This window comes from Pseudomonas sp. B34(2017) (genome assembly GCF_002112915.1).
In the GTDB taxonomy this organism is placed as follows: Bacteria; Pseudomonadota; Gammaproteobacteria; order Pseudomonadales; family Pseudomonadaceae; genus Aquipseudomonas; species Aquipseudomonas pharyngis.
The window spans coordinates 145,958-170,414 of the sequence record NZ_NEJA01000002.1; the positions used below are offsets into that span (position 1 = coordinate 145,958).

At 61.2% G+C, this 24,457-nt stretch carries 21 protein-coding genes; 3 read left to right on the top strand and 18 right to left on the bottom strand.

Annotation, left to right across the window (positions count from 1 at the left end):
- Window positions 1-90: 90 nt before the first annotated feature.
- Entirely contained in the window at window positions 91-1,056 is a 966-nt protein-coding gene (locus CAF80_RS06245) for a LysR family transcriptional regulator (protein ID WP_039768622.1), read from the top strand.
- Here CAF80_RS06245 and CAF80_RS06250 read toward each other — a convergent pair.
- From CAF80_RS06250 to arnB, 10 genes are read right to left on the bottom strand one after another with little or no spacing between them, the layout of a single operon-like run.
- Window positions 1,040-1,567 carry a GNAT family N-acetyltransferase gene (locus CAF80_RS06250; protein ID WP_085666998.1) on the bottom strand — a complete coding sequence of 176 codons (528 nt, stop codon included), beginning with the start codon at window positions 1,565-1,567 and terminating at the stop codon, window positions 1,040-1,042. The genes CAF80_RS06245 and CAF80_RS06250 overlap by 17 nt on opposite strands.
- Before the next feature lie 36 nt (window positions 1,568-1,603).
- Window positions 1,604-3,199 (bottom strand): glycosyltransferase family 39 protein, encoded by a 1,596-nt coding sequence (locus tag CAF80_RS06255; RefSeq protein WP_085666999.1) that lies wholly within the window; start codon window positions 3,197-3,199, stop codon window positions 1,604-1,606.
- The gene (locus tag CAF80_RS06260; protein WP_064596803.1) at window positions 3,196-4,575 is read right to left on the bottom strand and encodes a UDP-glucose/GDP-mannose dehydrogenase family protein; all 1,380 of its coding nucleotides are present in this window, start codon (window positions 4,573-4,575) and stop codon (window positions 3,196-3,198) included. Before CAF80_RS06260 ends, CAF80_RS06255 begins: the two co-directional genes overlap by 4 nt.
- Window positions 4,572-4,976 carry a 4-amino-4-deoxy-L-arabinose-phosphoundecaprenol flippase subunit ArnF gene (gene arnF, locus CAF80_RS06265; protein ID WP_039768617.1) on the bottom strand — a complete coding sequence of 135 codons (405 nt, stop codon included), beginning with the start codon at window positions 4,974-4,976 and terminating at the stop codon, window positions 4,572-4,574. The genes CAF80_RS06260 and arnF overlap by 4 nt, the downstream gene beginning before the upstream one ends.
- Window positions 4,973-5,317 (bottom strand): 4-amino-4-deoxy-L-arabinose-phosphoundecaprenol flippase subunit ArnE, encoded by a 345-nt coding sequence (gene arnE, locus CAF80_RS06270; RefSeq protein ID WP_039768616.1) that lies wholly within the window; start codon window positions 5,315-5,317, stop codon window positions 4,973-4,975. Before arnE ends, arnF begins: the two co-directional genes overlap by 4 nt.
- On the bottom strand, window positions 5,314-6,963 hold the full coding sequence (arnT, locus tag CAF80_RS06275; protein WP_085667000.1) for a lipid IV(A) 4-amino-4-deoxy-L-arabinosyltransferase: 1,650 nt from the start codon (window positions 6,961-6,963) through the stop codon (window positions 5,314-5,316). The genes arnE and arnT overlap by 4 nt, the downstream gene beginning before the upstream one ends.
- Window positions 6,960-7,844 (bottom strand): 4-deoxy-4-formamido-L-arabinose-phosphoundecaprenol deformylase, encoded by an 885-nt coding sequence (arnD, locus tag CAF80_RS06280; protein WP_085667001.1) that lies wholly within the window; start codon window positions 7,842-7,844, stop codon window positions 6,960-6,962. Before arnD ends, arnT begins: the two co-directional genes overlap by 4 nt.
- Window positions 7,844-9,835 (bottom strand): bifunctional UDP-4-amino-4-deoxy-L-arabinose formyltransferase/UDP-glucuronic acid oxidase ArnA, encoded by a 1,992-nt coding sequence (gene arnA / locus CAF80_RS06285; RefSeq protein ID WP_085667002.1) that lies wholly within the window; start codon window positions 9,833-9,835, stop codon window positions 7,844-7,846. Before arnA ends, arnD begins: the two co-directional genes overlap by 1 nt.
- The gene (gene arnC / locus CAF80_RS06290) at window positions 9,832-10,854 is read right to left on the bottom strand and encodes an undecaprenyl-phosphate 4-deoxy-4-formamido-L-arabinose transferase (RefSeq protein ID WP_085667003.1); all 1,023 of its coding nucleotides are present in this window, start codon (window positions 10,852-10,854) and stop codon (window positions 9,832-9,834) included. Before arnC ends, arnA begins: the two co-directional genes overlap by 4 nt.
- On the bottom strand, window positions 10,851-11,999 hold the full coding sequence (gene arnB / locus CAF80_RS06295) for a UDP-4-amino-4-deoxy-L-arabinose aminotransferase (protein ID WP_085667004.1): 1,149 nt from the start codon (window positions 11,997-11,999) through the stop codon (window positions 10,851-10,853). The genes arnC and arnB overlap by 4 nt, the downstream gene beginning before the upstream one ends.
- Window positions 12,000-12,446: 447 nt before the next feature.
- Here arnB and xerC point away from each other — a divergent pair, with 447 nt between their 5' ends.
- Window positions 12,447-13,292, top strand: a complete 846-nt coding sequence (xerC, locus tag CAF80_RS06300) for a tyrosine recombinase XerC (RefSeq protein ID WP_256578128.1) — start codon at window positions 12,447-12,449, stop codon at window positions 13,290-13,292.
- 14 nt (window positions 13,293-13,306) lie between these two features.
- Here xerC and CAF80_RS06305 read toward each other — a convergent pair whose 3' ends face one another.
- From CAF80_RS06305 to CAF80_RS06325, 5 genes are all read right to left on the bottom strand, one after another.
- Window positions 13,307-13,858, bottom strand: a complete 552-nt coding sequence (locus CAF80_RS06305) for a membrane integrity-associated transporter subunit PqiC (protein ID WP_085667006.1) — start codon at window positions 13,856-13,858, stop codon at window positions 13,307-13,309.
- Between the two features lie 16 nt (window positions 13,859-13,874).
- Window positions 13,875-15,530, bottom strand: coding sequence for an intermembrane transport protein PqiB (locus tag CAF80_RS06310; RefSeq protein WP_085667007.1), 1,656 nt, complete (start codon window positions 15,528-15,530; stop codon window positions 13,875-13,877).
- A gap of 113 nt (window positions 15,531-15,643) precedes the next feature.
- Entirely contained in the window at window positions 15,644-16,945 is a 1,302-nt protein-coding gene (locus CAF80_RS06315) for an FAD-binding oxidoreductase (RefSeq protein ID WP_085667008.1), read from the bottom strand.
- Window positions 16,942-18,030: a polyamine ABC transporter substrate-binding protein gene (locus CAF80_RS06320; RefSeq protein ID WP_085667009.1), complete on the bottom strand. Its 1,089-nt coding sequence runs from the start codon at window positions 18,028-18,030 to the stop codon at window positions 16,942-16,944. Before CAF80_RS06320 ends, CAF80_RS06315 begins: the two co-directional genes overlap by 4 nt.
- 164 nt (window positions 18,031-18,194) lie before the next feature.
- A complete protein-coding gene (locus CAF80_RS06325; protein ID WP_074690683.1) occupies window positions 18,195-19,553 on the bottom strand; it encodes a glutamine synthetase family protein in 1,359 nt (452 codons plus the stop codon).
- Window positions 19,554-19,714: 161 nt separating this feature from the next.
- On the opposite strand from CAF80_RS06325, the gene CAF80_RS06330 reads away from it, so the two are divergent.
- Window positions 19,715-20,623 carry a helix-turn-helix domain-containing protein gene (locus tag CAF80_RS06330; protein WP_074690530.1) on the top strand — a complete coding sequence of 303 codons (909 nt, stop codon included), beginning with the start codon at window positions 19,715-19,717 and terminating at the stop codon, window positions 20,621-20,623.
- 111 nt (window positions 20,624-20,734) lie between these two features.
- Here the strand turns inward: CAF80_RS06330 and CAF80_RS06335 are convergent, their stop codons facing one another.
- From CAF80_RS06335 to galE, 3 genes are all read right to left on the bottom strand, one after another.
- Window positions 20,735-21,784: an acyltransferase gene (locus CAF80_RS06335; protein ID WP_085667010.1), complete on the bottom strand. Its 1,050-nt coding sequence runs from the start codon at window positions 21,782-21,784 to the stop codon at window positions 20,735-20,737.
- Window positions 21,785-21,911: 127 nt separating this feature from the next.
- A complete protein-coding gene (locus CAF80_RS06340; protein WP_085667011.1) occupies window positions 21,912-23,390 on the bottom strand; it encodes a family 16 glycosylhydrolase in 1,479 nt (492 codons plus the stop codon).
- Window positions 23,390-24,445 carry a UDP-glucose 4-epimerase GalE gene (galE, locus tag CAF80_RS06345; RefSeq protein WP_085667012.1) on the bottom strand — a complete coding sequence of 352 codons (1,056 nt, stop codon included), beginning with the start codon at window positions 24,443-24,445 and terminating at the stop codon, window positions 23,390-23,392. Before galE ends, CAF80_RS06340 begins: the two co-directional genes overlap by 1 nt.
- Window positions 24,446-24,457: the final 12 nt, after the last annotated feature.

Here is a 24,457-nt window from a genome sequence, read left to right on the forward strand (position 1 = left end):
CTGGTTTTCTGTGATCATTATTATTAGCCGGCGATGTTTTTGTTGTTGGACACAGATTGTTGAACATTGCGCCAGAGGTAAATCAGCATTATGGAAACCCCACTTTCCAATTCCGGAAACCCACCGGTCAAAACCGCTCACCGGGCACCTTTGGCCCTCAGCGGACTGGATTTCAAACTGCTCAAGGTGTTTAAGGCGGTGGTCGAGGCCGGCGGCTTCAGCGCGGCGCAAAACGAGCTGAACGTGGGCCTGGCCGCGATCAGCAAGCAGATCTCCGACCTGGAAATCCGCATCGGCATGCGCCTGTGTACCCGGGGGCGCGAAGGGTTTCATCTCACCGAAGAAGGGCGTCTGGTGTATCAGGCGTCGATTGATCTGTTTGCCTCGGTCGACAACTTTCGTGACCGGCTTAGTTCGGCGCAGAACGAACTTATCGGCGATCTTGGAGTGGGGGTGATCGATAATACGATCAGTGACGATAATTCGCCGTTAGTTGCTGCGCTCAGAAAGATAAATGAACATTCGCCGAAAGTAAGATTTCAACTTCAAGCCACCCAGCTGGATGAAGTGGAAAGAGGCGTAGTTGAAGGGCGCTTAGTTGCCGGAATAGTCCCGGTTTATCAAAAACGCGAAGAGTTCGATTATTACCCGCTCTATGAGGAACGCTCGCAGGCTTACTGCGCTGTCGGCCACCCGTTGTTCGAGATGCCGGCGGAGCAGATGGGCGGCAACGTGCTGCAGGATTACGAGTGCATCAACCACCGCTACGCGATCCATCGCGACAAGCTCAACTTCGCCCGCTACGACAGTTTTTCCGCCTCGGCGACCCAGGTCGAAGCGGTGGCATTGTTGATCAAGACCGGGCGTTTCGTGGGCTTTCTGCCCCAGCACTACGCCGCCACGCTGGTTGCCGCCGGGCAGTTTCGCGCGGTGTGCCCGGAGCTGATCCACTTCGACACGCCGTTCAATCTGATCCTGCGGCACAACACCGTGCGCAGTCCGTTGGTCAAGGCGTTCGCCCAGGCGCTGGGGGTCGATCTCAAGGCGACGGCGTAAGGATCAGACGCATGGCGCAACGTCGCTCGCCGGGCAATCCGTGAGCGATTTCATCGCGCAATACATGGTTCAGACGTGCGTCGCTGTCGTCGGCGTTCAATAGCGCAAAACCCATGCGTTGATAGAACGGCGCATTCCACGGCAGATCGCGAAACGTCGTCAGCGTCACCGCCCGAAGTTGCCACAGACGCGCCTGTTCAATCGCCGCCAACAGCAACTTGCGACCGACGCCCCGGCCCTGAAAGTGTTGGCTGACGGACAGTTCCTCAATGTGCAACTGTTGGTCGACAGTCACCGCCCTTAAAAAACCTGCAAGTTGCCCGTCGTTGTTTTGCGCGACCCACAGTGCGCCCTGTTCAATGGCCGGTAAATGCGCCGAGGCCTGCGGCACGGTGGCATCCGCCAGCCAGGCCAGTGAAGGGTCGAGGCGAAACAGCGCGGCGGCCGAACGCTCGATGGTGGGGAGGGCGATGGCATCGGCTGCAAGGGCCTGTCGCACGGTAAAGGTCATCAGTCAGCGGTCCCTGTGGAAATCACGTCGCGCAGGTTAAGGCGCCAGCCACAGCAACACATAATCGTTTTTGTCGAAACGCCCGCTCAGCACCGATTGCAGCGCAGCGAGCGGCGTGCCTTGCAGGGCCTGATAGTCGCTGCGATCCATCATCAGCCACGCCGGTCCCTTGAGCGCTTCGAGCGCTTGCGCGGTTTCAGTGAACAGCGGTTGCAGATCCTGATCGACGTTGACCATGAACTTGATTGCCTTGGCGTCCTTGCCCATGCCGTGCAGCACCAGCGGCGCGGGTTGCTCGTGGATCCGCGCGAGTGCCGCCTGGCTGAAGGTTCGCGTGTCATACAGCTGGCGCTCCACCGGCTCGAACACCAGCGCGTACGCCGACCAGACCGCCAAAACAGCGCTGAATGCGAGGATTTCGGTTCGCCAGCGCGACAGCCACAACCGCGACAACGCGGCCAGTTGCAGCAATGCCAGCACGATCATTATCAGCGTCAGATCGGTCAACGACTCGGGAAACCGTCGCTGCGCCACCCACAACAAGACGATCAACAATCCAGGAATCAACAACCACAATCCCTGCATGCCGACGCGCAGCCAGGCAAACACCCGACCATGCAACACCTGAAACGGATACGCCGCAATAATCGCCGCCATGGGCAGCATCGGCAGCAGATAGCGGGCCTTTTTCGCCTGGGGAATCGACAGCCCGACCATCACGATCAATCCCGCCGCGGCGCAATACTGCACCAGGCGCAAGGCCGGGCCGCGTTGCCGGGGCTTGCTCAGCCACACCGCCGCCAGCGCGAGCAAGGCCAGCGGATACGCCAGCGCATAGTTGCCCAGAGAACTGGTGAAGTAATACAGCGAACCGCTGACGCCTTCGCTGCCGTCCATGCGCCCCATGAACTGCATGCGGATCACGTCCTGCCGAAACGCCGGCCCGCCGCTGACCTCCGCCAGCCACAACAGCAGCCCCACGCAGGCCGCCAGCAGCAGCGAAGCCAGCACACCGAAGGTCAACAGGCGTGACCATTGGCGATCCAGCAGGTAGTAGCTGCAGAGCATGCCGGTTGGAACCACCAGCCCGATCGGCCCCCGAATGCCGAACCCCAGCAGCAACAGAATGAACACCAGTGGCCAGCGCCGACCGGCAGCGAAATGGTCGTGGGCATAGCCGAGGTAGAACACCGAAAACGCCACGGCGGCGAGCATCAGGTCCTGCGACACCGCGCGGGTCTCGGTGATGAAGGTGCTGGTGAGCATCAGCAGCGCGATGCTGACCACCGCCCAACGCACGGATGTGGGCGCGAGCAAACGGTACATCAATGTCACGATCACCGCGCCGGCGACAGCGCTCGGCAGCCACGCTGTCAGGCTGTTGACCGCCCCGAACGGCAACGACAACAGCCAGATGAACAAGGTCGAGAGCGACGAATAATCGGCGTACGGCTCACCGTAAGTGGTGGGAAATACACCGGGCCCGTGCCGCAGCATTTCCTGGGCGAACAACACGAAGCGCGAGTCAAAACCGATGGGCGCCTGCCCGTACACGCCGGCGATGAACAGCAGAAACGCCAGCAGCCCTGCGATCAGGGACTGCCGGCGCCGGACGGGAGACAGCGCGATCAAGCCACGTCCGAGGCGTGCGGCCACTGCTGCAAAGGAATCGGCAGGGAGCGCGATTCGCCACGGCCCATCGGGAAGTAATGGAAGCCGTTGCGGGCCAGGCGTTCGGCGTCGTACAGGTTGCGTCCGTCGAAGATCACCGGGGCCTTGAGGCGTTGTTGGATCAGGTCGAAATCCGGCGCCTTGAACTGCTGCCATTCGGTGCAGATGATCAGCGCATCGGAACCGGCGAGTACCGATTCCGGGGTGCCCATCAGCATCAGTTTCGATTCGTCCGGGTACAGATGCTGGGTTTCCTGCATCGCTTCCGGATCAAACGCCCGCACATTGGCGCCGGCGGCCCACAGCGATTCGAGCAGGACCCGGCTCGGCGCGTCGCGCATGTCGTCGGTGTTGGGTTTGAAGGCCAGGCCCCAGACGGCGAAGGTCTTGCCGCGCAGTTCGCCCTTGTAGAACGCGTTGATGCGCTCGAACAATTTGTGTTTTTGCCGCTGGTTGATCGCTTCCACCGCTTGCAGCAGATCGCTGGAGCAGTGCGCTTCTTCGGCGCTGTGGATCAGCGCGCGCATGTCTTTGGGGAAGCACGAGCCGCCGTAACCGCAACCGGGGTAGATGAAGTGGTAGCCGATACGGCTGTCGGCGCCGATGCCCTGGCGCACCGACTCGATGTCCGCGCCCAGGTGTTCGGCCAGTTCGGCGATCTGGTTGATGAAGCTGATCTTGGTCGCCAGCATGCAGTTGGCAGCGTACTTGGTCAGCTCGGCGCTGCGCAGGTCCATGAACATGATGCGGTCGTGGTTGCGGTTGAACGGCGAGTACAGGTCGCGCATTACGTCGCGTACTTCTTCGCGTTCGCAGCCGATGACGATCCGGTCGGGCCGGCGGCAATCGGCGACGGCTGAGCCTTCCTTGAGAAATTCCGGGTTGGAGACGATATCGAACTGCAACAGACGTCCGGCCTTGACCAAGGCTTTGTCCAGGTGCGTGCGCAAGGTGTCGCCGGTGCCGACGGGTACGGTGGATTTTTCCACCAGAATCAGCGGTTGTTCACGGTGCCGGGCCACGGCGTCCCCCACCGACAGCACGTAACGCAGGTCGGCCGAGCCGTCTTCTTTCGACGGGGTGCCAACGGCGATGAACGCGACCTTGCCGTGCTGCACCGCGAGTTTTTCATCGCAGGTGAATTGCAGGCGCCCGGCGTCCAGGCCCTCGCGGACCAGGCTGGCCAGCCCCGGTTCGAAGATGCTGACGTGACCCTGGCGCAGCAGCTCGACTTTTTTCTCGTCGATGTCCATGCACACCACGTCATGGCCGACCTCGGCCAGCACGGCGGCCTGCACCAGGCCGACATAACCGCTACCAAACACTGTGATTTTCATGGCGAACTCCTCAATTCGGGCGCACGGGCCGGACGAGTGTTGATGGTGATGACCCCGAGCATGACCAGCGCCACGCCCAGTGATTTGGAGAAACTGAAGGATTCGTTGAACAGCGGCAGACTGGCCGCCAGCAGGTACACCAGCGCGTAGCTGATACTCAGCAGCGAATAGGCCCGGCCCAGCGGCAGATCGCGCAGGGCGGCGAGCCAGCAGAGCATCGACAGCGCATAGGCGAAGATCGCCGCCAGCACCACGACCAGCGCGACTGAGTCGACACTGGGCAGGGCCAGCCACTGATCCGGTCGGGGCAGGCGCGTCATGCTCCAGCGCATGCTCAGTTGCGCCACGCTGACCAACAGCACGCTGGCCAGGGCGAAGACAATTCCACGACGCCGGTTCATGACTGTTGCCCCAGCAGCGCCACGCCACCAATCACCAGCACCACACCGAACCAGTGCTGAGCGTCGACGGGCTCCCTGAATACGAAGCGAGCGATCAGGGTGATGATCACGAAATTGAGGCTGAGCATCGGATAGGCGATGCTGACCGGCAGGCGCTGCAACACCAGCAGCCACACCAGCAGGCCCGCGCCGAGGGCGAGCAGGGCCAGCCATAGCCACGGCGAGCGCAATTTGCTCGACCACGACAGGCTCGCGCCGCGCCAGCTCTCGACGGCAAATTTCTGCGCGACCTGGCCCAGGCAGGTCAGCAGGCAGGCGGCCAACAGCAGCAACAGGCTCATGACGCCTCCTGCGGCAGGATCATGATCACCAGGTTGCCCTGCTCATAACGAACGCCGTCCTTGGGCAGTCTGTCGAGTTCGTCCAGTTCGTCTTGCCCCTTGACCCGCATCACCACGCCGACCGAACCGGTCTTGCGGGCTTGGCGCATCCACTGCTGCACCTGATCGGGATCGACCCGTTGTTGGATGCCGTCAGGATAGGCAAGGCCATATTTCAATTCGCCTATCGTGTTGTACAGCGCCACCTGCGGGCGTTTGAGGCGCCAGGACAGGGCCGACGCGGCGCCCAGGTCGTTGCTCAACAGGTGAGCGGCGCTCGCCAGTTCCGCTTGGTGGGCGAGGACGAACTGGTCCGGCATCTTGTTCGCCACCACCGATTTGGGCAGTGCCGCCGGCAGCAATGCGATCAGCAGCAGACTGCCCACCGCCGGCGCCGCCCAGCATTGCAACGGACGAAACGCTTGCAGCAGGTTGCTGATGATCCAGCCGGTCAGGGCGATGAACACCAGCACCAGACTGTGCAATTCGTGGTCGTACAGCGGACGCTTGAGCTGCACGTAAACCAGCCCGATCAGCGTGACGATGCCCAGCAACAGATTCAGTAGACCATTGAGGCCCAGCGCCCGGCCTTGCTCCAGACGCAAGCGATCGGCCAGCGCGTGGCCCAGCAGCAACGCCAGCGGCAGCAGGCACGGCAGAATGTAGGTCGGCAGCTTGCCGTTGCTCAGGCTGAAGAACAGCAGCGGCATCAGCAGCCACAGCCCGAGAAACGCAATGCCGGTGTCGCGCCGGGTCTGCCACGCCTGTTTCAGCGCCACCGGCAGCATCCCCACCCACGGCAGACTGAACGCCACCAGCAGCGGCAGGTAAAACCACCACGGCGCGTCATGTTGGGCATCGTCCCCGGCAAAACGGCGGATGTGTTCGTGCCAGAAGAAGAACCGCCAGTAATCCGGTTCCTGACCGTGCACCGCCAGCACCCACGGCAGGCTGACGATGATCGCCACCGCAATGGCCACCGGGCCGTACAGCAGCAATTCTTTCCAGCGCTTTTGCCAGAGCATCCACGGCAAGGCGATCAGCACCGGCAGCAGCCAGGCGAGAAAACCCTTGGTCATGAAGCCCATGCCGCAGGCCAGGCCCAACACCGCCCAACCGGCGATGCGCTGACCGTTGGAACGGCTGTCGAGGGCGAACCACAGCGCCACCAGACTCAGGTTGACCCAAAAGGTGAATTGCGGATCGAGGTTGGCGTAACCGGCCTGGCCGGCGACGATGACGAAGCTCATGTAGAGCAGGGCGCAGACGAAGCTTTTGCGCGGGTCATTCCACAAACGGCGGGCGATGAGAAAACACAGCAGCACGCTCAGCCCGGTGCTCAGGGCCGAGGCAAACCGCACACCGAACAGGTTCTGCCCGAACACGGCCTGCCCGAGGGCGATCATCCAGTAACCGGCCGCCGGTTTTTCGAAGTAACGCAGGTTCATGAAATGCGGCGACACCCAGTTGCCGCTCAGCAGCATCTCCTGGCTGATCTGCGCATAACGGGTTTCATCGGGAATCCACAAACCATGGCTGCCCAGCGGCAGCAGATAAGCCAGCAGAAAAATCCCCAGCAACAGCGGCAATGCCCAGCGTTTGCTCATGCGCCTTGCACTCCCAGCCAGCCTTCGCGGCCTTCGAGGGCGCCGCGTTGCACACGGCCGACGGGCAGGGTGTTGAGAAACTCGGGCAGCAAGTCGCCCAGCGGTTGAAAGTTGATGTTTCGCTGGCGTGCGTCGGCCAGCAGTCGACGAAAGTCTTCGGCCATCAGAATCCCTTCTACTTCGGCGTGAATGGTGTAGACGTTGAGGTTGTCCGGGCGGAACCGGTCGAGGATGAAGGCGTTGAAATCCTTCGCTGCCACACTCGGCCCGACCACTTCATCGAAGGTCGGCAGGTCCACCGGAATCTGCGGCGCACCGACCGAGCCGTCAGACAGCAATGGGCGAAACAGCCGCTGCCCACGGCAATCGCTGTTGTAGCGAAAGCCGAAGGCCTGTTTGGCTTCGATCACACGCTCGTCCGCGCGCCAACCGGCGGCGGCCGAACATGTGACTTTTTCGCCAAGGATGTCGCTCAAGGTGTCGACGCCCTGACGGATCTGCTCGACCAGTTGCGCATCGCTCCAGCGCCCGGCATTGGCCTGCCAGCCGTGGTGATCCCAGGCGTGCAGGCCGACCTCGTGGCCGGCGGCCCGGGCCTGACGCATCAGGTGCCCGAGGTCGCGACCGATCGGTTTGCCCGGCCATGCCGTACCGGCCAGCAGGATGTCCCAGCCGTACAGGCCGGCGGCGTTGGAGCGCAGCATCTTCCACAGGAACTGCGGACGAATCAGGCGCCACAGATGCCGGCCCATGTTGTCCGGGCCGACACTGAAGAAAAACGTCGCCTTGATCTGCGCTTCATCGAGGATTTCCAGCAAGCGCGGCACGCCTTCACGGGTGCCGCGAAAGGTGTCGACGTCGATGCGCAAACCGGCCTGCATCAACGCTTGCTCTCGATTTCGGCCATGGCCTCACGCAGGAAGAAATCCAGTGTGTTGCCGATGGTCTCGCGCATTTCCATGGTCGGCGTCCAGTCCAGCAGGCGCTTGGCGTTGGCGATGCTTGGTTTGCGGTGCTCGACGTCCTGGTAACCGGCGCCGTAGAACGCCTTGCTTTCCACGTCGCGGAAACCGGCGAACGGCGGGAAGTTGGAACGCAGCGGATGAGCCTCGAACTGGCGCAGCAGTTCTTCGCCCAACTGACGAATGCTCGCTTCGTTGTCCGGGTTGCCGATGTTGATGATCTGGCCGTTGCAGACGTCGTTGTCGTTATCGATGATCCGCGCCAGCGCCTCGACGCCATCGGCGATGTCGGTGAAGCAGCGTTTCTGCTCGCCGCCGTCGAACAGACGAATCGGCGTGCCTTCCACCAGATTGAGGATCAACTGGGTGATGGCGCGCGAGCTACCGATGCGCGCCGAATCGAGGCGATCCAGGCGTGGGCCCATCCAGTTGAAGGGACGGAACAGGGTGAAGTTCAGGCCCTTGGCGCCGTAGGCCCAGATCACCCGGTCCAGCAGTTGCTTGGACACCGAGTAGATCCAGCGCTGCTTGTTGATCGGGCCGACAATCAGGTTGGAGCTGTCCTCGTCAAAGTGCTTGTCCTGGCACATGCCATAGACTTCCGAGGTCGACGGGAAGATCACGCGCTTGTTGTATTTGACGCAGTAGCGCACCAGTTTCAGGTTTTCTTCGAAGTCGAGTTCGAACACCCGCAGCGGATTGCGCGTGTATTCGATCGGCGTGGCGATGGCCACCAGCGGCAGGACCACGTCGCATTTCTTGATGTGGTACTCGATCCACTCCGAGTGAATGCTGATGTCGCCTTCGACGAAGTGAAAACGCGGATGGCTGCGCAGGCGGTCGATGGCGTCGGAGCCGATGTCCAGGCCATAGACTTCGTAGCGCTCGTCACGCAGCAGGCGCTCGGACAAATGGTTGCCGATGAAGCCGTTGACGCCAAGGATCAGCACCCGCGTGCGACGCGGGCCACGACCGGACTCGGCACCGCGCAGCAGCGAGCCGTCCACCAGGCCGAGTTCATTGGCCAGTTGCGGGCCGCTCAGGTAAAGGCCGTTGTCGTTGCGCTGGCCCGCGTTGATCACCAGCGAGTCTTCACCGCAGGCGATGCGCAGCGGATCGACACTGATGACCCGGCCCGGCGCCTGGCCTTCGTTGCCCTTGACCACGTCGGCGCTCCACACGATCAGCTTGTGTTCGCCCACGGCGCAGAAGGCGCCGGGATAAGGCTGAGTCACGGCCCGCACTAGATTGAACAGTTTTTCGGCCGGTTGCGCCCAGACCAGTTTGCCGTCCGCCGGGGTGCGACGGCCGAATACCGTGGCCTGGGATTCGTCCTGCGGGGTTTCCCGCAGTTTGCCGTGCAACATCGCCGGCAGTGCATCGCGCAGCAGGTCGCTGGCGGTGATCCGCAGTTTGCCGTGCAGGCTCAGCGCGGTGTCGCTGCGTTCGATGGCCACGCGTTGCTGGGCGAGGATGGCGCCGGCGTCGGCGCGTTTGACCATGCGGTGCAGGGTGACACCGGTTTCGGTTTCGCCGTTGACCAGCACCCAGTTGGCCGGCGCGCGGCCACGGTAGCGCGGCAACAAGGAGCCGTGCAGGTTGAACGCGCCTTTTTTTGCCAGCGCCAGCAGCGGCTCGCTCAGCAGGTTGCGGTAGTAGAACGAGAAGATGTAATCCGGGTCGAGCTTGGCGATCCGCTCGATCCACAGCGGATGGTTGGCGTCTTCCGGTGCATGAACCGCGATGCCTTTGTTGGCGCACAGTTGTGCAACCGAGGCGTAGAAGGTGTTCTCCTTCGGGTCATCGGCATGGGTAAATACCGCCGCAATGTCATAGCCACTGTCGAGCAGGGCTTGAATGCCGGCGCAGCCAATATCGTGGTAAGCGAAGACAACGGTTTTTGCGCTCATGAGAGAACCTGATCGGACGTGGAGTTGGAAGTGAGGCCGTCAACGGTGATGGCGGGGGCCGGCGTGGCGGGATGGCCGCGCAGGACTTTTTCAATGAAGAAACGTGGACGAGCGCGCACGTCGCTGTACATGCGGCCCAGGTATTCGCCGAGCAGGCCCATGCCGATGAACTGGCCGCCAGTGAACACGAACAGCACGGCGAACAGTACGAACAGGCCATCGCCGGCCCATCCGGCGCCAAACGCCAGGCGCATGAAGATCAGCGCCGCCGCGAACAGCACGCCGAGCCCGGCCATGGCGAAACCGACGATGCTCAGCAGGCGCAGGGGCGTGGTGGTCATGCAAGTGATCAGGTCGAACATCAGGTTGATCAAACGCATCGGGCTGTATTTCGAATCGCCGTGTTCGCGCTCGGCGTGGGCCACGGTGATTTCCGTTGTGTGGCGGGCGAAGCTGTTGGCCAGGATCGGAATGAACGTGCTGCGTTCGCGGCAGGCGAGCATCGCGTCGATGATCGTGCGGCGGTAGGCGCGCAGCATGCAGCCGTAGTCGCTCATCGCGACGCCGGTGGAGCGCTGCACGGCGAGGTTGATCAGTTTCGACGGATAACGGCGCAGGGCCGAATCCTGGCGATTGCCGCGAACGGTGCCGACCACGTCAAAGCCTTTTTCAGCCTCGGCCACCAGGCGCGGGATTTCTTCCGGCGGGTTCTGCAGGTCGGCGTCGAGAGTGATCACCACGTCGCCCTTGCACTGCTCGAAACCGGCCATGATCGCCGCGTGCTGGCCGTAGTTGCGGTTGAGGATGACCGCGACGAACGGGCTGTCCACGACGGACGCGGCGTCTTCGAGCAATTGTGCGGAGGCGTCGCGGCTGCCGTCGTCGACCAGCACGATTTCGTAGTCATGACGCAGTTGCTTGCAGGCGGCTTCGGTGCGGCGCAGCAGTTCCGGCAGGCTGTCTTCTTCGTTGTAGACCGGGATGACGATCGACACACAATGAATCGGATAAGGTCTCACGGGCGTTTCCCCATCAGGTGTTCAATGGCTCCGACGACCCGGTCCAGATCCTGGTCGGTCATGTCGGGAAACAAGGGAATCGAGCACAGCCGCGCCGAGTTCCACTCGGTGTCGGGCAGGGACAGGTGCGGATCACGCTGGCGATACCAGGTGTGCAGGTGGGTGGCGATGAAGTGGATGCCGGTGCCGATGCCCAGATCCTGCAAACCCTTCATGAAGGCTTCGCGGTCGATGCCGCAACGTTCGCTGTCGATGCGCAGGATGAACAGGTGCCAGGCGTGGGTTTGCGCGTAGGCAGGCACCGCCAGCGGTTGCACCGGCAGGCCTTCGAGTTTTTGCAAGTATTGCGTGGCCAGCTCGGTGCGGCGGGCGTTGATTGCGTCCAGACGCTCCAGCTGCACCAGCGCAATCGCGGCGTTGATGTCGGCCAGGTTGTATTTGAAACCGGGCTCGATCACCTGGGCCTGGGGTTTGCGGCCGTGGGTCAGGCGGTCGTAGGCATCGACACCGAGGCCATGGAACTTGAGCATGCGCACGCGGTTGGCCAAGGCTTCATCATCGGTGACGAACATCGCGCCTTCGGCGCAGGTCATGTTCTTGATCGCGTGGAAAGAAAAGATTGCGGTGCCTTGCGAGCCGACGTGACGACCCTTGTAGCGGGTGCCAGCGGCGTGGGCGGCGTCTTCGATCACGGCGATGCCATGCTTGTCGGCCAGCGCGTAGAGCGGGTCGAGATCAAACGCGGCGCCGGCGTAATGCACGGGAATGATCGCTTTGGTGCGCGAGGTGATGGCGGCTTCGATGCGCGCGGCGTCGGTCATCAGGGTGTCGCGGTCGACATCGACGAACACCGGCGTGGCGCCGAGCAGGGAAATCATGTTGGCGGTGGACACCCAGGTCTGCGACGGGGTGATGACCTCATCGCCGGGGCCGATTCCCAATGCCAGTAAAGTTACATGCATCGCACCGGTGGCCGAGGAAAGTGCCACGGCGTGACGACTACCGACGTAGTTGCCGAAGTGTTCTTCCAATGCCTGATTCTTCGGCCCGGTGGTGATCCAGCCCGAACGCAATACTTGTTCGACGGCGGCAATTTCTTCTTCACCGATACTGGGGCGGGAAAACGGGAGAAACGCTTGACTCATAAGAACCTCGGGGCGACAGCCATCCTTCAGCCAGTTGTCTGAAAAACACGTGTTTTCAAGGGTTTGAAGTACCACCCGGGGAATGCCTGATTGACTTTTGCGTCCCCGGACGGCACGTTGTGAGCCATTCGGGGCCCACTGGATGCAAGTAAGGTTATGCGCGTTTTTGTGAAAGGAACATGAAAAAGCGGTTGGCGAATCGTCTATCTGAAACTTATACAGCCACCGTTCAGACTTCTTCCGTTCATCGGCGTTTTTAGTAGAAAAGTCCTACAGAAGTGCCCCGTCTTATTTAAGTTTTGTTGCCGTTTTTAGTTGTTTTGTTGAACTGTTTCTTATTCAAGGCCGTTTCGTTTGATTGACTTGTCGAGTACTGAATCCTCACCCTCCAACAGCAATCCGCTGACTGTTTATCTGGCGCGCCTGGCGCCCTCCAGCCAACTGACCATGCGTTACGTGTTGCAGGACGCTGCCGACCGCCTCGGGTTCGAAGACGTGAACCTTGAGGACATTCCCTGGCACGGGCTGCAACCGGATGACGTCGTTGCGCTAGTCGCTGCATTGCGCGCGGACAACTACGCACCGAACACTTCTTCGCTGTATGTAAACGCCATTCGCGGTGTAATGAATGAAGCCTGGCGCATGAGCCTGATCAGCCAGGACCATCTATTGAAGATGCGCTCGGTCAAAGGCATTGCCGGCACGCGACTGTCCCAGGGGCGCAATCTGAAGCGCACGCTGATTCATGAATTGATGGAAGTCTGCGCCGCTGATCCACGGCCACAAGGTTTGCGCGATGCGGCGGTGATTGCATTGTTGTACGGCACCGGCATGCGCAAGTCGGAGTCGGTGGATCTGGACTTGAATCAGGTGGATTTCAGCGAGCGCAGCCTGTGTGTCACCGCCAAGGGCAACAAACAGCTGATCAAGTACGCGCCGGCCTGGGCGTTCGCCAAACTCAATGCCTGGCTGGAGTTTCGTCGTTCGGAACTCAAGGAAGGCGAGAGCGACGACGCGTTTCTGTTCAACCGCATTCGCCGTGGCAGCCACATCACCCGCGAGCGCATCACCAAGCACGCGATCTATTACATCGCCCGCCAGCGCGGCACTCAGGTCGGGGTGAAGATCATGCCCCATGATTTCCGGCGTTCGTTCATCACCCGGGTGATCGAGGAGCATGACCTGTCGATTGCCCAGAAGCTCGCCCACCACAGCAATATCCAGACAACCGCCAACTACGACGTGCGCGACGACAACGAAAGGCGCCGCGCGGTGGATCGTTTCGACTTGTAGGCAGTGCGTTTCGATCAGGAGGCGGGCGGGCAGCCGCGTGAGCCGGCGGACGCCTGGCTGATCAACGCGGCCAGACGTTTGACGTTGTTCTGCTGGGCGATCACCAGATCGTCAATGCTCGGCCCGGACGGGGTTTGCAGCAGCGAGCGACAGGCGAGCAGCGCGTCGTCGCCGGTGTTGGCCTGGCGCAGGCGCCATTTGACGTCGATCAGCCCGTATTGCCCGGGAATCGAATCGAAGCGTTGCACATCGATGCGCACCGAGGTTTTGCGCGGGCCGCCGGCATTACTGAGCTGATCCACCAGTGCGCTGCGCAATTCATCGCTGAGGCTGGCGCCCCACCATTCGGTCTCGAGAATCGCCAGGCCGCTGTTGCCTTGGCGGATCACGATTTGTGGCCGGTCGACCTGCGGCGGCACGCTGATGCCTTCGATGGCGATTTCCGAACCAGCGCGGCCGGCCATCGGTTGCGTCGGCGTCAGGGTGTGAAAGCTGATCGGGGCGCTTTTGCAGGCGCCGAGCAACAGGCCGATCGCGAGCACGGTGAACTTCAGCTTTAAAGCCATGGGACAGCTCCTGTGCTCAGTTGCGCGGCGGCCCTTTGAGGTCCAGCGGCGCGGCGTTGTCGGGGCGGCCGCGAATCAACGATTCCGGATGACGGCCCAGATAATCGGACAGCTCACGCAGCGAACGGGACATGCGCCCGAGCTCGTCGAGGGTCTGAGTCAATTGTTCGCGTTGCGGCGAATCTTCGGCCAGGGTCGAGCTGGCCGACTGCAGGGTCTTGCTCAGGTCGGCGAGGGTGTTCTGCACGCCGGGCAGGGTCCTGGCGTTGAACTGGGTCAGGCCTTTGCGCAATTCCACGAGGTTGCTGTCGAGGTTGCCGGCAATCCGTTCCACCGGCAGTTTGTTGAGCTTGTCGATCATCGCTTCGAGTTTTTCCTGCAACTGTTCGAGGCTGCCGGGGACGGTCGGAACGCTGATCGGGCGAGCGGTGGGGTCAAACGCGACTTTTTCGGCTTTGGGGAAGAAATCCAGCGCGATATACAGCTGCCCGGTCAGCAGGTTGCCGCTGCGGGCCTGGGCGCGCAGGCCGTTGTCGATAAAGGTGCCGATCAGGCGCACGGCGGCGGCTTCGTCGTCCGGATTGTGCTCGAGTACCTTAAGCATCTTGACGTGAGCCTGACCGAGGCGTTGCGGGTAAATCACGATGCCGACGTTGAGCGGGAAGCTGCGTTTCTTCGCGTCGAAATCCAGGTTGACGCTCACCACCCGGCCGATTTCGATGCCGAGAAACTCCACCGGTGCGCCGACTTTCAACCCGCGCAGGGCCTGATCGAAACGCAGGGTCAGGTATTGCGCCTTGCCGTTGGGCGGGGCGAGGGCGGTTTGCTGGTCGTCGAACAGGTCGTAGGTTCTTTCTTCGGCGGCGGCGACATCGTTGGGGCTGTACTCCGGCGCGCGGAAGGCGATGCCGCCCACCAGCAAGGTCGACAGCGATTCGGTTTTCACCGCAAAGCCGTTGGCGCCGACGTTGACGTCAATCCCGCTGGCGTTCCAGAACCGGGTGTTTTCCGTGACGTAGGCGTCGTTCGGCGCATGGATGAACACCTCGATGTTGACCCCTTTGCCATCGGCGTCCAGCGCATAGGCCACCACTTGGCCCACCGGGATCTTGCGGTAATAGACCGGCGAGCCGATGTCCAGCGAGCCGAGGTCCGAGGCGTGCAGGTTGAAGCGTTTACCCGGCTCGCCGTAGGTAATCGGCGGCGGGTTTTCAAGGCCTTTGAAATGTTTGGCGCGCGAATTGGACTGACCGATGTCGGCGCCGATGTAGTCACCGGACAACAACGTGTCGATGCCCGAGACACCGCCCGCACCGATGCGCGGCCGGACGACCCAGAACTGCGAGTCTTCGCGGGTGAAGGTTTCGGCCTGCTTGGCCAGTTTGATCGTGGCGTTGACGCTTTTCTGGTCGTCGCTCAGCTCGACGTCCGTGACCTGGCCGATCACCACGTTGCGGTATTTGACTTCGGTCTTGTTGGCGGTCAGGCCGCTGCCGGTCTTGAAGGTGACGGTGATGGTGGGGCCTTCCTGCATCAGGTTGTGCACCACCAGCGACAGGCCCACCAACACCGCGACGATCGGCACGATCCACACCAGCGAAATGCTGAAACGCCGGGTCTTGACCGGCGCCTGGCCGGGCGCTCGCGGTTGATCGGCGGCTGACGACTCCATCCATGACCTCCAGGGTGTGTTGGGCACTGAGCGTCAGGAACGCAAAAGCACTTCATCAATATAGAAGTGCTTCGCGATAGAGCAAATGTGCAGGGCGCTTTAACCGGCAGGCCTCATCCCAGCAGTTCCCGCAGGCGATACCAGAACATGCCCAGTGCCAGCAGCGGCGAGCGCAGCGCCGGGCCGCCGGGGAAGGTCATGTGCGGCACGCTGCTGAACACATCCATGCCCTGACTGTGGCCGGCATGAATCGCCTCGCCCAGCAGCTTGGCGCACCAGTGGGTGACGTTCAGGCCATGGCCGGAATAGCCCTGGGCGTAGAACACATTCGGGTGCTGTTTCAATCGACCGACCTGCGGGAAGCGGTTGGCGGTGATGCCGATCTTGCCGCCCCACTGATAGTCGATGCGCACATCCGCCAGTTGCGGGAACACCTTGAGCATCTTTGGTCGCATGTAGGCGGCGATGTCGGCCGGATCCCGCCCCGAATAATGGCAGGCACCGCCGAACAGCAAGCGCCGGTCCGCCGAAAGCCGGTAGTAATCGAGGCCGACTTTCTGGTCGCACAACGCCAGGTTCTGCGGAATCAGCTCGGCGGCGCGTTCCGCCGACAGCGGTTCGGTGGCGATGATGTAGCTGCCGGCGGGCAGGACCTTGCCGCTGAGTTGCTGTTCGAGTTCGTCCAGATGCGCGTTGCAGCCGAGTACCAGACTGCCGGCGCGCACGCTGCCGCTCCGGGTGCGGACTTGAACGGTCGAACCGTGGAGGATTTCCAGCACCGGGCTCTGCTCGAAAATCCGCACCCCGAGGGACGCTGCCAGCCGCGCTTCACCCTGCACCAGATCCAGCGGATGCAAGTGCCCTGAACCCATGTCGATCAGGCCGCCCTTGTAGACCCCCGCGTTCACCACTTGCTGACGAATCAGCTCCGGGGCAACCAGCCGCGTTTCATGGCGGTAACCCAGCTGCGCCAGGCTGTCCTGCTCGGCCTTGAAGGCGTCGAACTGCGCCGGCGTGTTCGCCAGCTCGCAGAAGCCCCAGCGCAGGTCGCACTCGATGGCGTTGTCGGTGATGCGCTGGCGCACCAGCTCCACCGAGTCGATCCCGGCCCGGTGCAGGTAACGCACGCCTTCGCTGCCAACGTGCCGGGCGAAGCCTTCGACGTCATGACCGATCCCGCGAATCAGCTGCCCGCCATTGCGCCCGCTGGCGCCCCAGCCGATGCGCCGGGCTTCGAGCAGAATTACCGAAAGCCCGCGCTGCGCCAGTTCAATCGCCGTATTGACGCCGGTGAACCCGCCACCGATCACGCAGACATCGGCAATCAAGTCACCCTCCAGTTGGGGATAAGGTGTGCTGGCCCGGGCCGACGCGGCGTAATAGGAGCGGGCGTGTTCCTGGGTGTACTGATTCATTTGTTCGACTTCACTTTGCTCCAGGACCGGGTCATCAGACGCATGATCGACTGGGGCGGGGTAGAGGAGATGTAGAGCTTGTCGAGGACTTCCTGGGATGGATAGACCTCGGGATTGTTGACCAGCTCCGGATCCATGTATTGCTTGGCCGCCGGGTTCGGGTTGGCGTAGCCGACCGAGGCGCTGACCTTGGCGATCACTTGCGGATCGAGCAGGTAATTGATGAAGGCGTGAGCTTCCCTGGTGTTGCCGGCGTCGGCGGGAATCGCCAGCAGGTCGAACCACAGGTTCGCGCCTTCCTTGGGAATCGAGTACGCGATGTTCACGCCGTTCTTGGCTTCCTTGGCGCGGTTGGCGGCCTGGAACACGTCGCCGGAATAACCGAAGGCCACGCAGATGTCGCCGTTGGCCAGGTCGGACACGTATTTCGAGGAGTGGAAATAAGTGATGTACGGCCGGATGCTCAGCAGTTTCTCTTCGGCCTTCTTGTAGTCCTCGGGTTTCTCGCTGCGCGGGTCCATGCCCAGGTAGTTGAGGATCGCCGGGAACACTTCATCGGCCGAGTCCATCATCGACACGCCGCACTGGGTGAGTTTCTTCAGGTTCTCCGGTTCGAACAGCACGGCCCAGGAATCGATGTGATCGATGCCCAGCACTTGCTTGACCTTGTCGACGTTGTAGCCGATGCCGTTGGTGCCCCACAGGTACGGTACCGAGTGCTCGTTGCCCGGATCGTTTTTCTCAAGCAGGGCCAGCAGTTTCGGGTCGAGGTTTTTCCAGTTCGGCAGTTGCGCGCGGTCCAGTTTGAGGAAGGCGCCGGCCTTTACCTGACGCGCGAGGAAGTGGTTGGACGGCACCACCACGTCATAGCCGGTGCGGCCGGCGAGCAGTTTACCTTCGAGGGTTTCATTGGAGTCGAAGACGTCATAAATCACCTTGATCCCGCTGGTGGACTGGAAGTCGGCGAGGGTGGTTTCGCCAATGTAATCGGTCCAGTTGTAGACGCTGACCTGGGGTTGGGCGAAGGCACCGGCACTGCATGCCAATGCCAGGGTGGCGGGAATCAGGGATTTCAACAGACGCATATCGACACCTCTTCGATTGATCTTCCCATGCTGATCGTTCCCACGCTCCGCGTGGGAATGCAGCCCGGGACGCTCTGCGTCCCAAAGCGGACGCTGAGCGTCCATTGAGGCATTCCCACGCAGAGCGTGGGAACGATCGTTGGGTTGGGTTGTTTTTATTTTGGTTAAACGCTCAGCAACAGGAACTCCCGCTCCCAGGAACTGATCACGCGCTTGAAGTTTTCATGCTCGGCGCGTTTCACCGCGACGTAGCCGCGCACGAACTTGCTGCCCAGGTATTGCGCGACGGTGTCGCACTCTTCCATCTGGGTCAGGGCTTCTTCGATGGTGATCGGCAGGCGCAGGTTGCGGCGCTCGTAAGCCCGGCCTTCGACGGCGGCGCTCGGTTCGATGCCTTCGACCATGCCGATGTAGCCGCACAGCAGGCTCGCGGCGATGGCCAGATACGGGTTGGCGTCGGCGCCGGGCAGACGGTTTTCAACCCGCATCGCCTCAGGGCCGGAGGTCGGCACCCGCAGGCCGACGGTGCGGTTTTCTTCGCCCCATTCGACGTTGACCGGTGCCGAGGTGTCCGGCAGGAAGCGGCGGAACGAGTTCACGTTCGGCGCGAACATCGGCAGCACTTTCGGGATGTACTTCTGCAGGCCGCCAATGTGATGGCGGAACAGGTCGCTCATGCTGCCGTCGGCATTGGCGAAAATCGGCTGGCCGCTGGCGATCTCGACCACGCTCTGGTGCAGGTGCATGGCGCTGCCGGGCTCATCGCCGATCGGCTTGGCCATGAAGGTTGCGGTGACGTTGTGCTTGAGCGCCGCTTCACGCAGGGTGCGTTTGAACACGGTGATCTGGTCGGCCAGATCGAGCGCGTCGCCGTGGCGGAAGTTGATTTCCATCTGCGCCGGGCCGTCTTCGTGGATCAGCGTGTCCAGGTCCAGGCCTTGCAATTCGCACCAGTCGTAGACGTCTTCGAACAGCGGATCGAACTCGTTGGCGGCGTCGATGGAGAACGACTGACGACCGCTTTCGGCGCGACCGGAACGGCCCAGCGGTGCCTTCAATGGCAAGTCCGGGTCTTCGCAGCGCTGGGTCAGGTAGAACTCCATTTCCGGCGCCACGATCGGCTTCCAGCCTTTGTCGGTGTACAGCTGCAGGACTTTCTTCAGCACGTTGCGCGGCGACAGTTCGATCGGGTTGCCGAACTTGTCGAAGGTGTCGTGGATGACGATGGCGGTCGGCTCGATGGCCCACGGAATCACGTACACCGCGTCGCTTACCGGCTTGCAGACCATGTCGATGTCGGCCGGGTCGAGCAGGTCGTAGTAGACGTCGTCGTCGACAAAGTCCCCGGTTACCGTTTGCAGCAGCACACTTTCCGGCAGGCGCATGCCTCGCTCATGCAGGAACTTGTTGGTCGGTGCGATCTTGCCGCGGGCGATGCCGGTCAGGTCGCTGACCACGCATTCCACTTCGGTAATCTTGTGATCTTTCAGCCATGTGAACAGCTGATCGAATGGGGCATTCATAAAGACCTCGTCGTTGGTTTTGTTGACGCGGGGGAACGCGATTTCATCTTTCGCAGGCTTCCCCTGTGGCGCGTTGACGACTATCTTGGGCGGGCCTTGCCGTTCCATCTATCCACTTTCAGCAGCACCAAAGCGCACCAAAAGAGTGCGCAAGGTTCCCCATGACGACGTGCAATCCGCTTCAGGTTCAAGCGTTCAACACCGCCGATGTCACCGAACAAATCCGCGCCACGCCGGGTTGGGTGCAGCATTACCAGCAGATGTCGCCAGGGCATTTCGCGGGGCAGATCCGCTATCTGGATTTGCAGGGAGTGGAGGTTTACGAAGAACAGATGAACACCCGGGTCGAGCAGAATTTCAGCGCGCCGCAAGGGGCTCTGGCGTTCTGTTTCGATCGCAGCGACAACGCGCTGTATCTGCTCAATGAAGAGAGCCGCAACATCTGGATCACCCCGGAGAACTACCAGGAAATCGCTGTGGTGTTCGGCCCGGAATTCGTCCAGCGCAACGGACTGGACATGGCCCGGCTGGAGGGGTTGTTCATGGCACCGCTCAATGGCGCGCAGAACGGATTGTTCAGTCGCTGGTTAAGCTCGACTCTCACGAAGTTGTCGCAAGCCCTTGATCTGCCGAGTAAAGAGGCACTGACTCAGCAGCTATTGGAGGATTGTCTGTTCATCCTCGACAACGCGAGCGTGTGTCTGGATGGCGGCGGTTTGCAGCGTCGCGCCGAAGAGCGAATCACCCTCAAACGCGTGGGCGAGTGGGCGGCGGATTCGCCGGAAGAAACCCTCAATTTGCTCGAGTTATCGCGGGTCGCCGGGGTTTCCCTGCGCCAGTTGCAGCAGACCTTCAAGGCCTATACGGGGATGTCGCCGAGCCACTGGCTACGGTTGCGCAGGCTCAACAGTGCGCGGCGCGAATTGCTCAAGCGTTCGCCCGCGGAGACCACCGTGGCGGAAGTGGCGATGAACTGGTCGTTCTGGCATTTGGGGCGTTTTTCAAGCAGTTATCGAGCATTGTTCAAGGAGTTACCGAGCGAGACGTTGAAGCGTTCATCATCCTTGTAACGGGTGCTCTGCGCCACAAACAAAAAAAGGCGGGAGAGGTTTCGGTATTCACCGAAGCCTCTCCCGCCTCTTTTTCATCTGCCGATATTGCCAAGCCTGTTGCGTTACCGGCTAACCAACTCTGAGACGCTTGAAGGAGGACGAAAGGGATCTTTTCATCAGTCTGGCCATCGGGGTTTCTATTTCCTTATGGATGACATGGGACGCACCTATCATCAAAGCGATGGTGCCCCAGAGCAGCACGTGTGGATTGATGGTCGGATAAGCGATGTTGAAGATCATGAAGCCGATCATTTGATGCAGCAGGTAAAGCGGGTAAGTCAGTGCGCCCAATGCTGTCCAGTCGAACTTCCCCACGGCTGACGTCTTATGCGTCGCGATAAAAAGGAAGGTCATGAAAAACAGGGCAATGACGCCGCAGATGATCAAGGAGTCGTAGTCAGTCGAATATTTCAGTTCAATCGACTCGGCCCACTTGATCGCGTTGAAGCTGGCCAATGCCTGCGCGGCTGCCAGCAGGGAAATACGGGATTTGGTAAAACCCTTGTCCCAGATGATGTAGAACGTCGCGCCAGCGATGAAATAGGCCGCGTAGTCGGTGATCAGGACCGAGCGCAGCTTTTCGAAAGCAAAGACTTCCGCTGCGGCCGAGATCAGCAGCCAGAGTACAAGGAAGGTTTCTATTTTCTCTATCTTCTTGAAAGCCAACAGGATCGCGATCATCAAGTAGAACTTTATCTCGACGAACAGAGACCAGTAGACCCCGTCTATGGGGGGCACACCGAGCAGGTCGCCTAGAAAGGTCAGGTTGATCAGGTATTGATAGAAATCGGCCGAAAATCGTGGCTGCCCGATGGCCAGCGTGATGAGAAAGGTGATCGTGCAGCACACCCAGAACGCCGGGCAGAGGCGGATGACCCGAGAAATGAAGAACACTTTGAGGTTGTTGCTCGAAGCGGTCATCAGGATCACGAATCCGCTGATCATGAAAAACAGTTCGACGCCCAGATACCCGTATTTGGCAACGTCAGCCAAAAGTGGATAGGGCATGACCGACATCTCACCCCTCGCATAGCCGCGAAACGCATAGTGAAAGATCACCACCGCGAACGCCGCAAGAAAGCGCAGCAAATCCAGTTCTGTCAGCCGTCGGTTGTTCATGTGCATGCGCTCCGGGGGTGTTCGCGCGAATTGAAAACTGACGACTGTGCCGAGTGAAAATCGACTCAAGGCGAAAGCTATGACGGTTGGGGCGGCTCATCGTCTGGCCCCAGGCCTGGTGTGAGGGTCAAGGATTGCGTTGCCACATGCGGATGTAATCGACTTCAAAAGTGGAGGGCAGGTCAGCATCGTCGACCACGCCGAACCATTTCCACATGGCCTCGCTGTCGAAGACGATCTGCATGGGGAAAAAGAAATAATGGTTCTTCGATTCTCTGACCAGCACACCATCGACGTACCAGCGCAGGGTATCGGGCTGCCAGTCGAAGCCGTAGACATGAAAGTCGCCGGCCAGCCGCCAGGGACTGGTCCAGGTGCTGCCGTTGGCGATATGTTCGGTGCTGTGCGGCGTGGCCCAGAGGTGGGCGTTCATGTTGTAGGCGCGGTCTGAAAGCGCATTTTTGGTCTTGCCGCCGATTTCAAAGATGTCGATTTCGGTAGCGTTGTCAGTCATGCCCGTCCATGCCAGCCAAAAGGCGCTGGACGCCGCGGAATTCATGGGTTTGGCCCGCGCTTCGTAGTACCCGTAGAAGCCGCGTTCAAGGGTACGCACCATGGCTGAGGTGTAGTCCTTGAAGCCGAGCTCGACGTATTTCTGCGGCAGGGTTTCCCTGCGAAAGACAATGTTCAGGTTGCCATTGCCGACACTGGCGTTGCGCTCGGTGAACAGCGCCGGCTTGCGGCCCAGCGACTCATTCCCGACGGCATTGTTGACGTGCCAGCGTGTGCGGTCGAGGGTGGTGCCATCGAACTCGTCGGACAGCGTCGTGTTGAGCACCCATTGACCGGCATTGGCCTGATCGGACAAGGGCAGTTGGGCGTCGACGCGGGCCGGCGATGTCCCCAATGGACCGACGCGGGTCCAGGTATCGGCATGCGTGGGGATGGTCACGGACCATTTGTCTGCCAGGTATTGAAAGGCGCGCTGGCGCTCGGCGAGCGAGGCGAATGGACGGTCATACACCAGCACTTCGGCGATGTCGCCGCGAAAATTTTCCGAGTGACCGACGGCATTGCGCCCGACCCCGTAGGGGCCGATCGGCACGTCGTGCAGTTCAAGCACGGAAACCGTCGGCTCGTACTCCCCGGTTTGCGCCAGGCTGACCGCGAAATTCGGCAGCACGTTGTCGTTGCTGGCGGCCTGCGGGCGTGAACTGAACAAGCGTTGCCAGGGATCGACTCCGGCCTGTTCCGGCAACCGCCGGGACACGATCAGTACGGTCACAGATCCTTTAGCCGTGCGCAGGGCCCGGCCGAGTAATCCCGAATTGCCGTCGAAGCGCACCACCGCATGGCCATTGAGGCTGTTTCCTATCCACTGTGGCGGTGAGGTGGCGTCAGCGACCGTCGCGTCATTGGCCTTGCCCGACTTGTCACTCCAGCGCTGGAGCCGGTTCTGCGCATCCAGGGTCATCGCGGATGAGTCGGCCGCGTCCAGCCACAACACGAGGCCGGTGGTCGGTACAGGCGCTGGCGCCTGCGCGGCGTTGCTTGCCAGCGCAACCGAAAACAGCACGACCAGCAGACATTCCTTGAGCATCGGCATCACTTCACCGCAACGGGTGCCGGAATCTTGAATGAAGATTGATACCCCTGCGGATTGCACGACTGCCAGCGCCAGCTATCGGTGATCATTTGTTCCAGGCCGCGCTGCGCGCTCCAGCCCAGTTCGCGTCCTGCCTTGGCGGGATCGGCCCAGCACTTGGCGATGTCGCCGAGACGTCGAGGGGCGAAGCGGTAGGGAATGCTGATGCCGGTGATGTCCTCGAAACTGTGGATGATCTGCAGCACGCTGTAGCCGACGCCCGTGCCGAGGTTCCAGAAATGAATGCCATTGTCGTGCTGTAGCACTTGCAGTGCCTTGAGATGACCGATGGCCAGGTCGACCACGTGGATGTAGTCGCGCACGCAGGTCCCGTCCACGGTGGGGTAGTCGCTGCCGTACACCGTGAGTTCGGGTATCCGGCCTATGGCAACCTGGGTCAGGCAAGGCAGCAGGTTGTTGGGTCGGCCGCTCGGGTCTTCGCCGATCATTCCGCTTTCGTGGGCGCCGATCGGGTTGAAGTAACGCAATAATCCAATGCTCCAGCGCGGATCGGAGTTGCACAGATCCGTCAGCAACTCTTCGATCATCAGCTTGGTGCGGCCATAGGGATTGACCGGTTTGCCGGTGCCGAAATCTTCGGCAATCGGCGTGCGCGTCGGCTCCCCGTACACCGTGGCTGACGAGCTGAACACCAGCCGGAATACGTTATTGCGGGCCATCGCCTGACACAGGCCAAGCGTGCCGGCAACGTTGTTGACGTAGTAGTCCAGCGGCTTGCGCACGCTTTCCTCGACGGATTTGAGACTGGCAAAGTGCACCACGGCGTCGATGTTGTATCGGCTGAAGATATCGTCGAGCAGGACCGGGTCGCGAATATCGCCCTTGATGAAGTCGACGCGGGTCAGGGTCAGTTGCTCAAGGCGCCGGATGCACTCTCGACAGCTGTTGCACAGGTTGTCGAGCACCAGCACCTTGTGGCCGGCGTTAATGAGGGCCAGAGCCGTATGCGAGCCGATGTAGCCGGCACCGCCAGTAATCAACGTGGTTTTGCGCATGGTGAGGCCTTC

Excerpts from the sequence above, each read along its gene's own strand:
- CAF80_RS06340 (WP_085667011.1), bottom strand. The coding sequence starts at position 23,390 with ATGCCGATGCTCAAGGAATGTCTGCTGGTCGTGCTGTTTTCGGTTGCG.
- xerC (WP_256578128.1), top strand. The coding sequence starts at position 12,447 with ATGCGTTACGTGTTGCAGGACGCTGCCGACCGCCTCGGGTTCGAAGAC.
- arnT (WP_085667000.1), bottom strand. The coding sequence starts at position 6,963 with ATGAGCAAACGCTGGGCATTGCCGCTGTTGCTGGGGATTTTTCTGCTG.
- galE (WP_085667012.1), bottom strand. The coding sequence starts at position 24,445 with ATGCGCAAAACCACGTTGATTACTGGCGGTGCCGGCTACATCGGCTCG.
- CAF80_RS06335 (WP_085667010.1), bottom strand. The coding sequence starts at position 21,784 with ATGAACAACCGACGGCTGACAGAACTGGATTTGCTGCGCTTTCTTGCG.
- CAF80_RS06245 (WP_039768622.1), top strand. The coding sequence starts at position 91 with ATGGAAACCCCACTTTCCAATTCCGGAAACCCACCGGTCAAAACCGCT.
- arnE (WP_039768616.1), bottom strand. The coding sequence starts at position 5,317 with ATGAGCCTGTTGCTGCTGTTGGCCGCCTGCCTGCTGACCTGCCTGGGC.
- arnF (WP_039768617.1), bottom strand. The coding sequence starts at position 4,976 with ATGAACCGGCGTCGTGGAATTGTCTTCGCCCTGGCCAGCGTGCTGTTG.
- CAF80_RS06320 (WP_085667009.1), bottom strand. The coding sequence starts at position 18,030 with ATGCGTCTGTTGAAATCCCTGATTCCCGCCACCCTGGCATTGGCATGC.
- CAF80_RS06330 (WP_074690530.1), top strand. The coding sequence starts at position 19,715 with ATGACGACGTGCAATCCGCTTCAGGTTCAAGCGTTCAACACCGCCGAT.
- arnA (WP_085667002.1), bottom strand. The coding sequence starts at position 9,835 with ATGAGCGCAAAAACCGTTGTCTTCGCTTACCACGATATTGGCTGCGCC.
- CAF80_RS06310 (WP_085667007.1), bottom strand. The coding sequence starts at position 15,530 with ATGGAGTCGTCAGCCGCCGATCAACCGCGAGCGCCCGGCCAGGCGCCG.
- arnD (WP_085667001.1), bottom strand. The coding sequence starts at position 7,844 with ATGCAGGCCGGTTTGCGCATCGACGTCGACACCTTTCGCGGCACCCGT.
- CAF80_RS06315 (WP_085667008.1), bottom strand. The coding sequence starts at position 16,945 with ATGAATCAGTACACCCAGGAACACGCCCGCTCCTATTACGCCGCGTCG.
- CAF80_RS06250 (WP_085666998.1), bottom strand. The coding sequence starts at position 1,567 with ATGACCTTTACCGTGCGACAGGCCCTTGCAGCCGATGCCATCGCCCTC.
- CAF80_RS06260 (WP_064596803.1), bottom strand. The coding sequence starts at position 4,575 with ATGAAAATCACAGTGTTTGGTAGCGGTTATGTCGGCCTGGTGCAGGCC.
- CAF80_RS06305 (WP_085667006.1), bottom strand. The coding sequence starts at position 13,858 with ATGGCTTTAAAGCTGAAGTTCACCGTGCTCGCGATCGGCCTGTTGCTC.
- CAF80_RS06325 (WP_074690683.1), bottom strand. The coding sequence starts at position 19,553 with ATGAATGCCCCATTCGATCAGCTGTTCACATGGCTGAAAGATCACAAG.
- arnB (WP_085667004.1), bottom strand. The coding sequence starts at position 11,999 with ATGAGTCAAGCGTTTCTCCCGTTTTCCCGCCCCAGTATCGGTGAAGAA.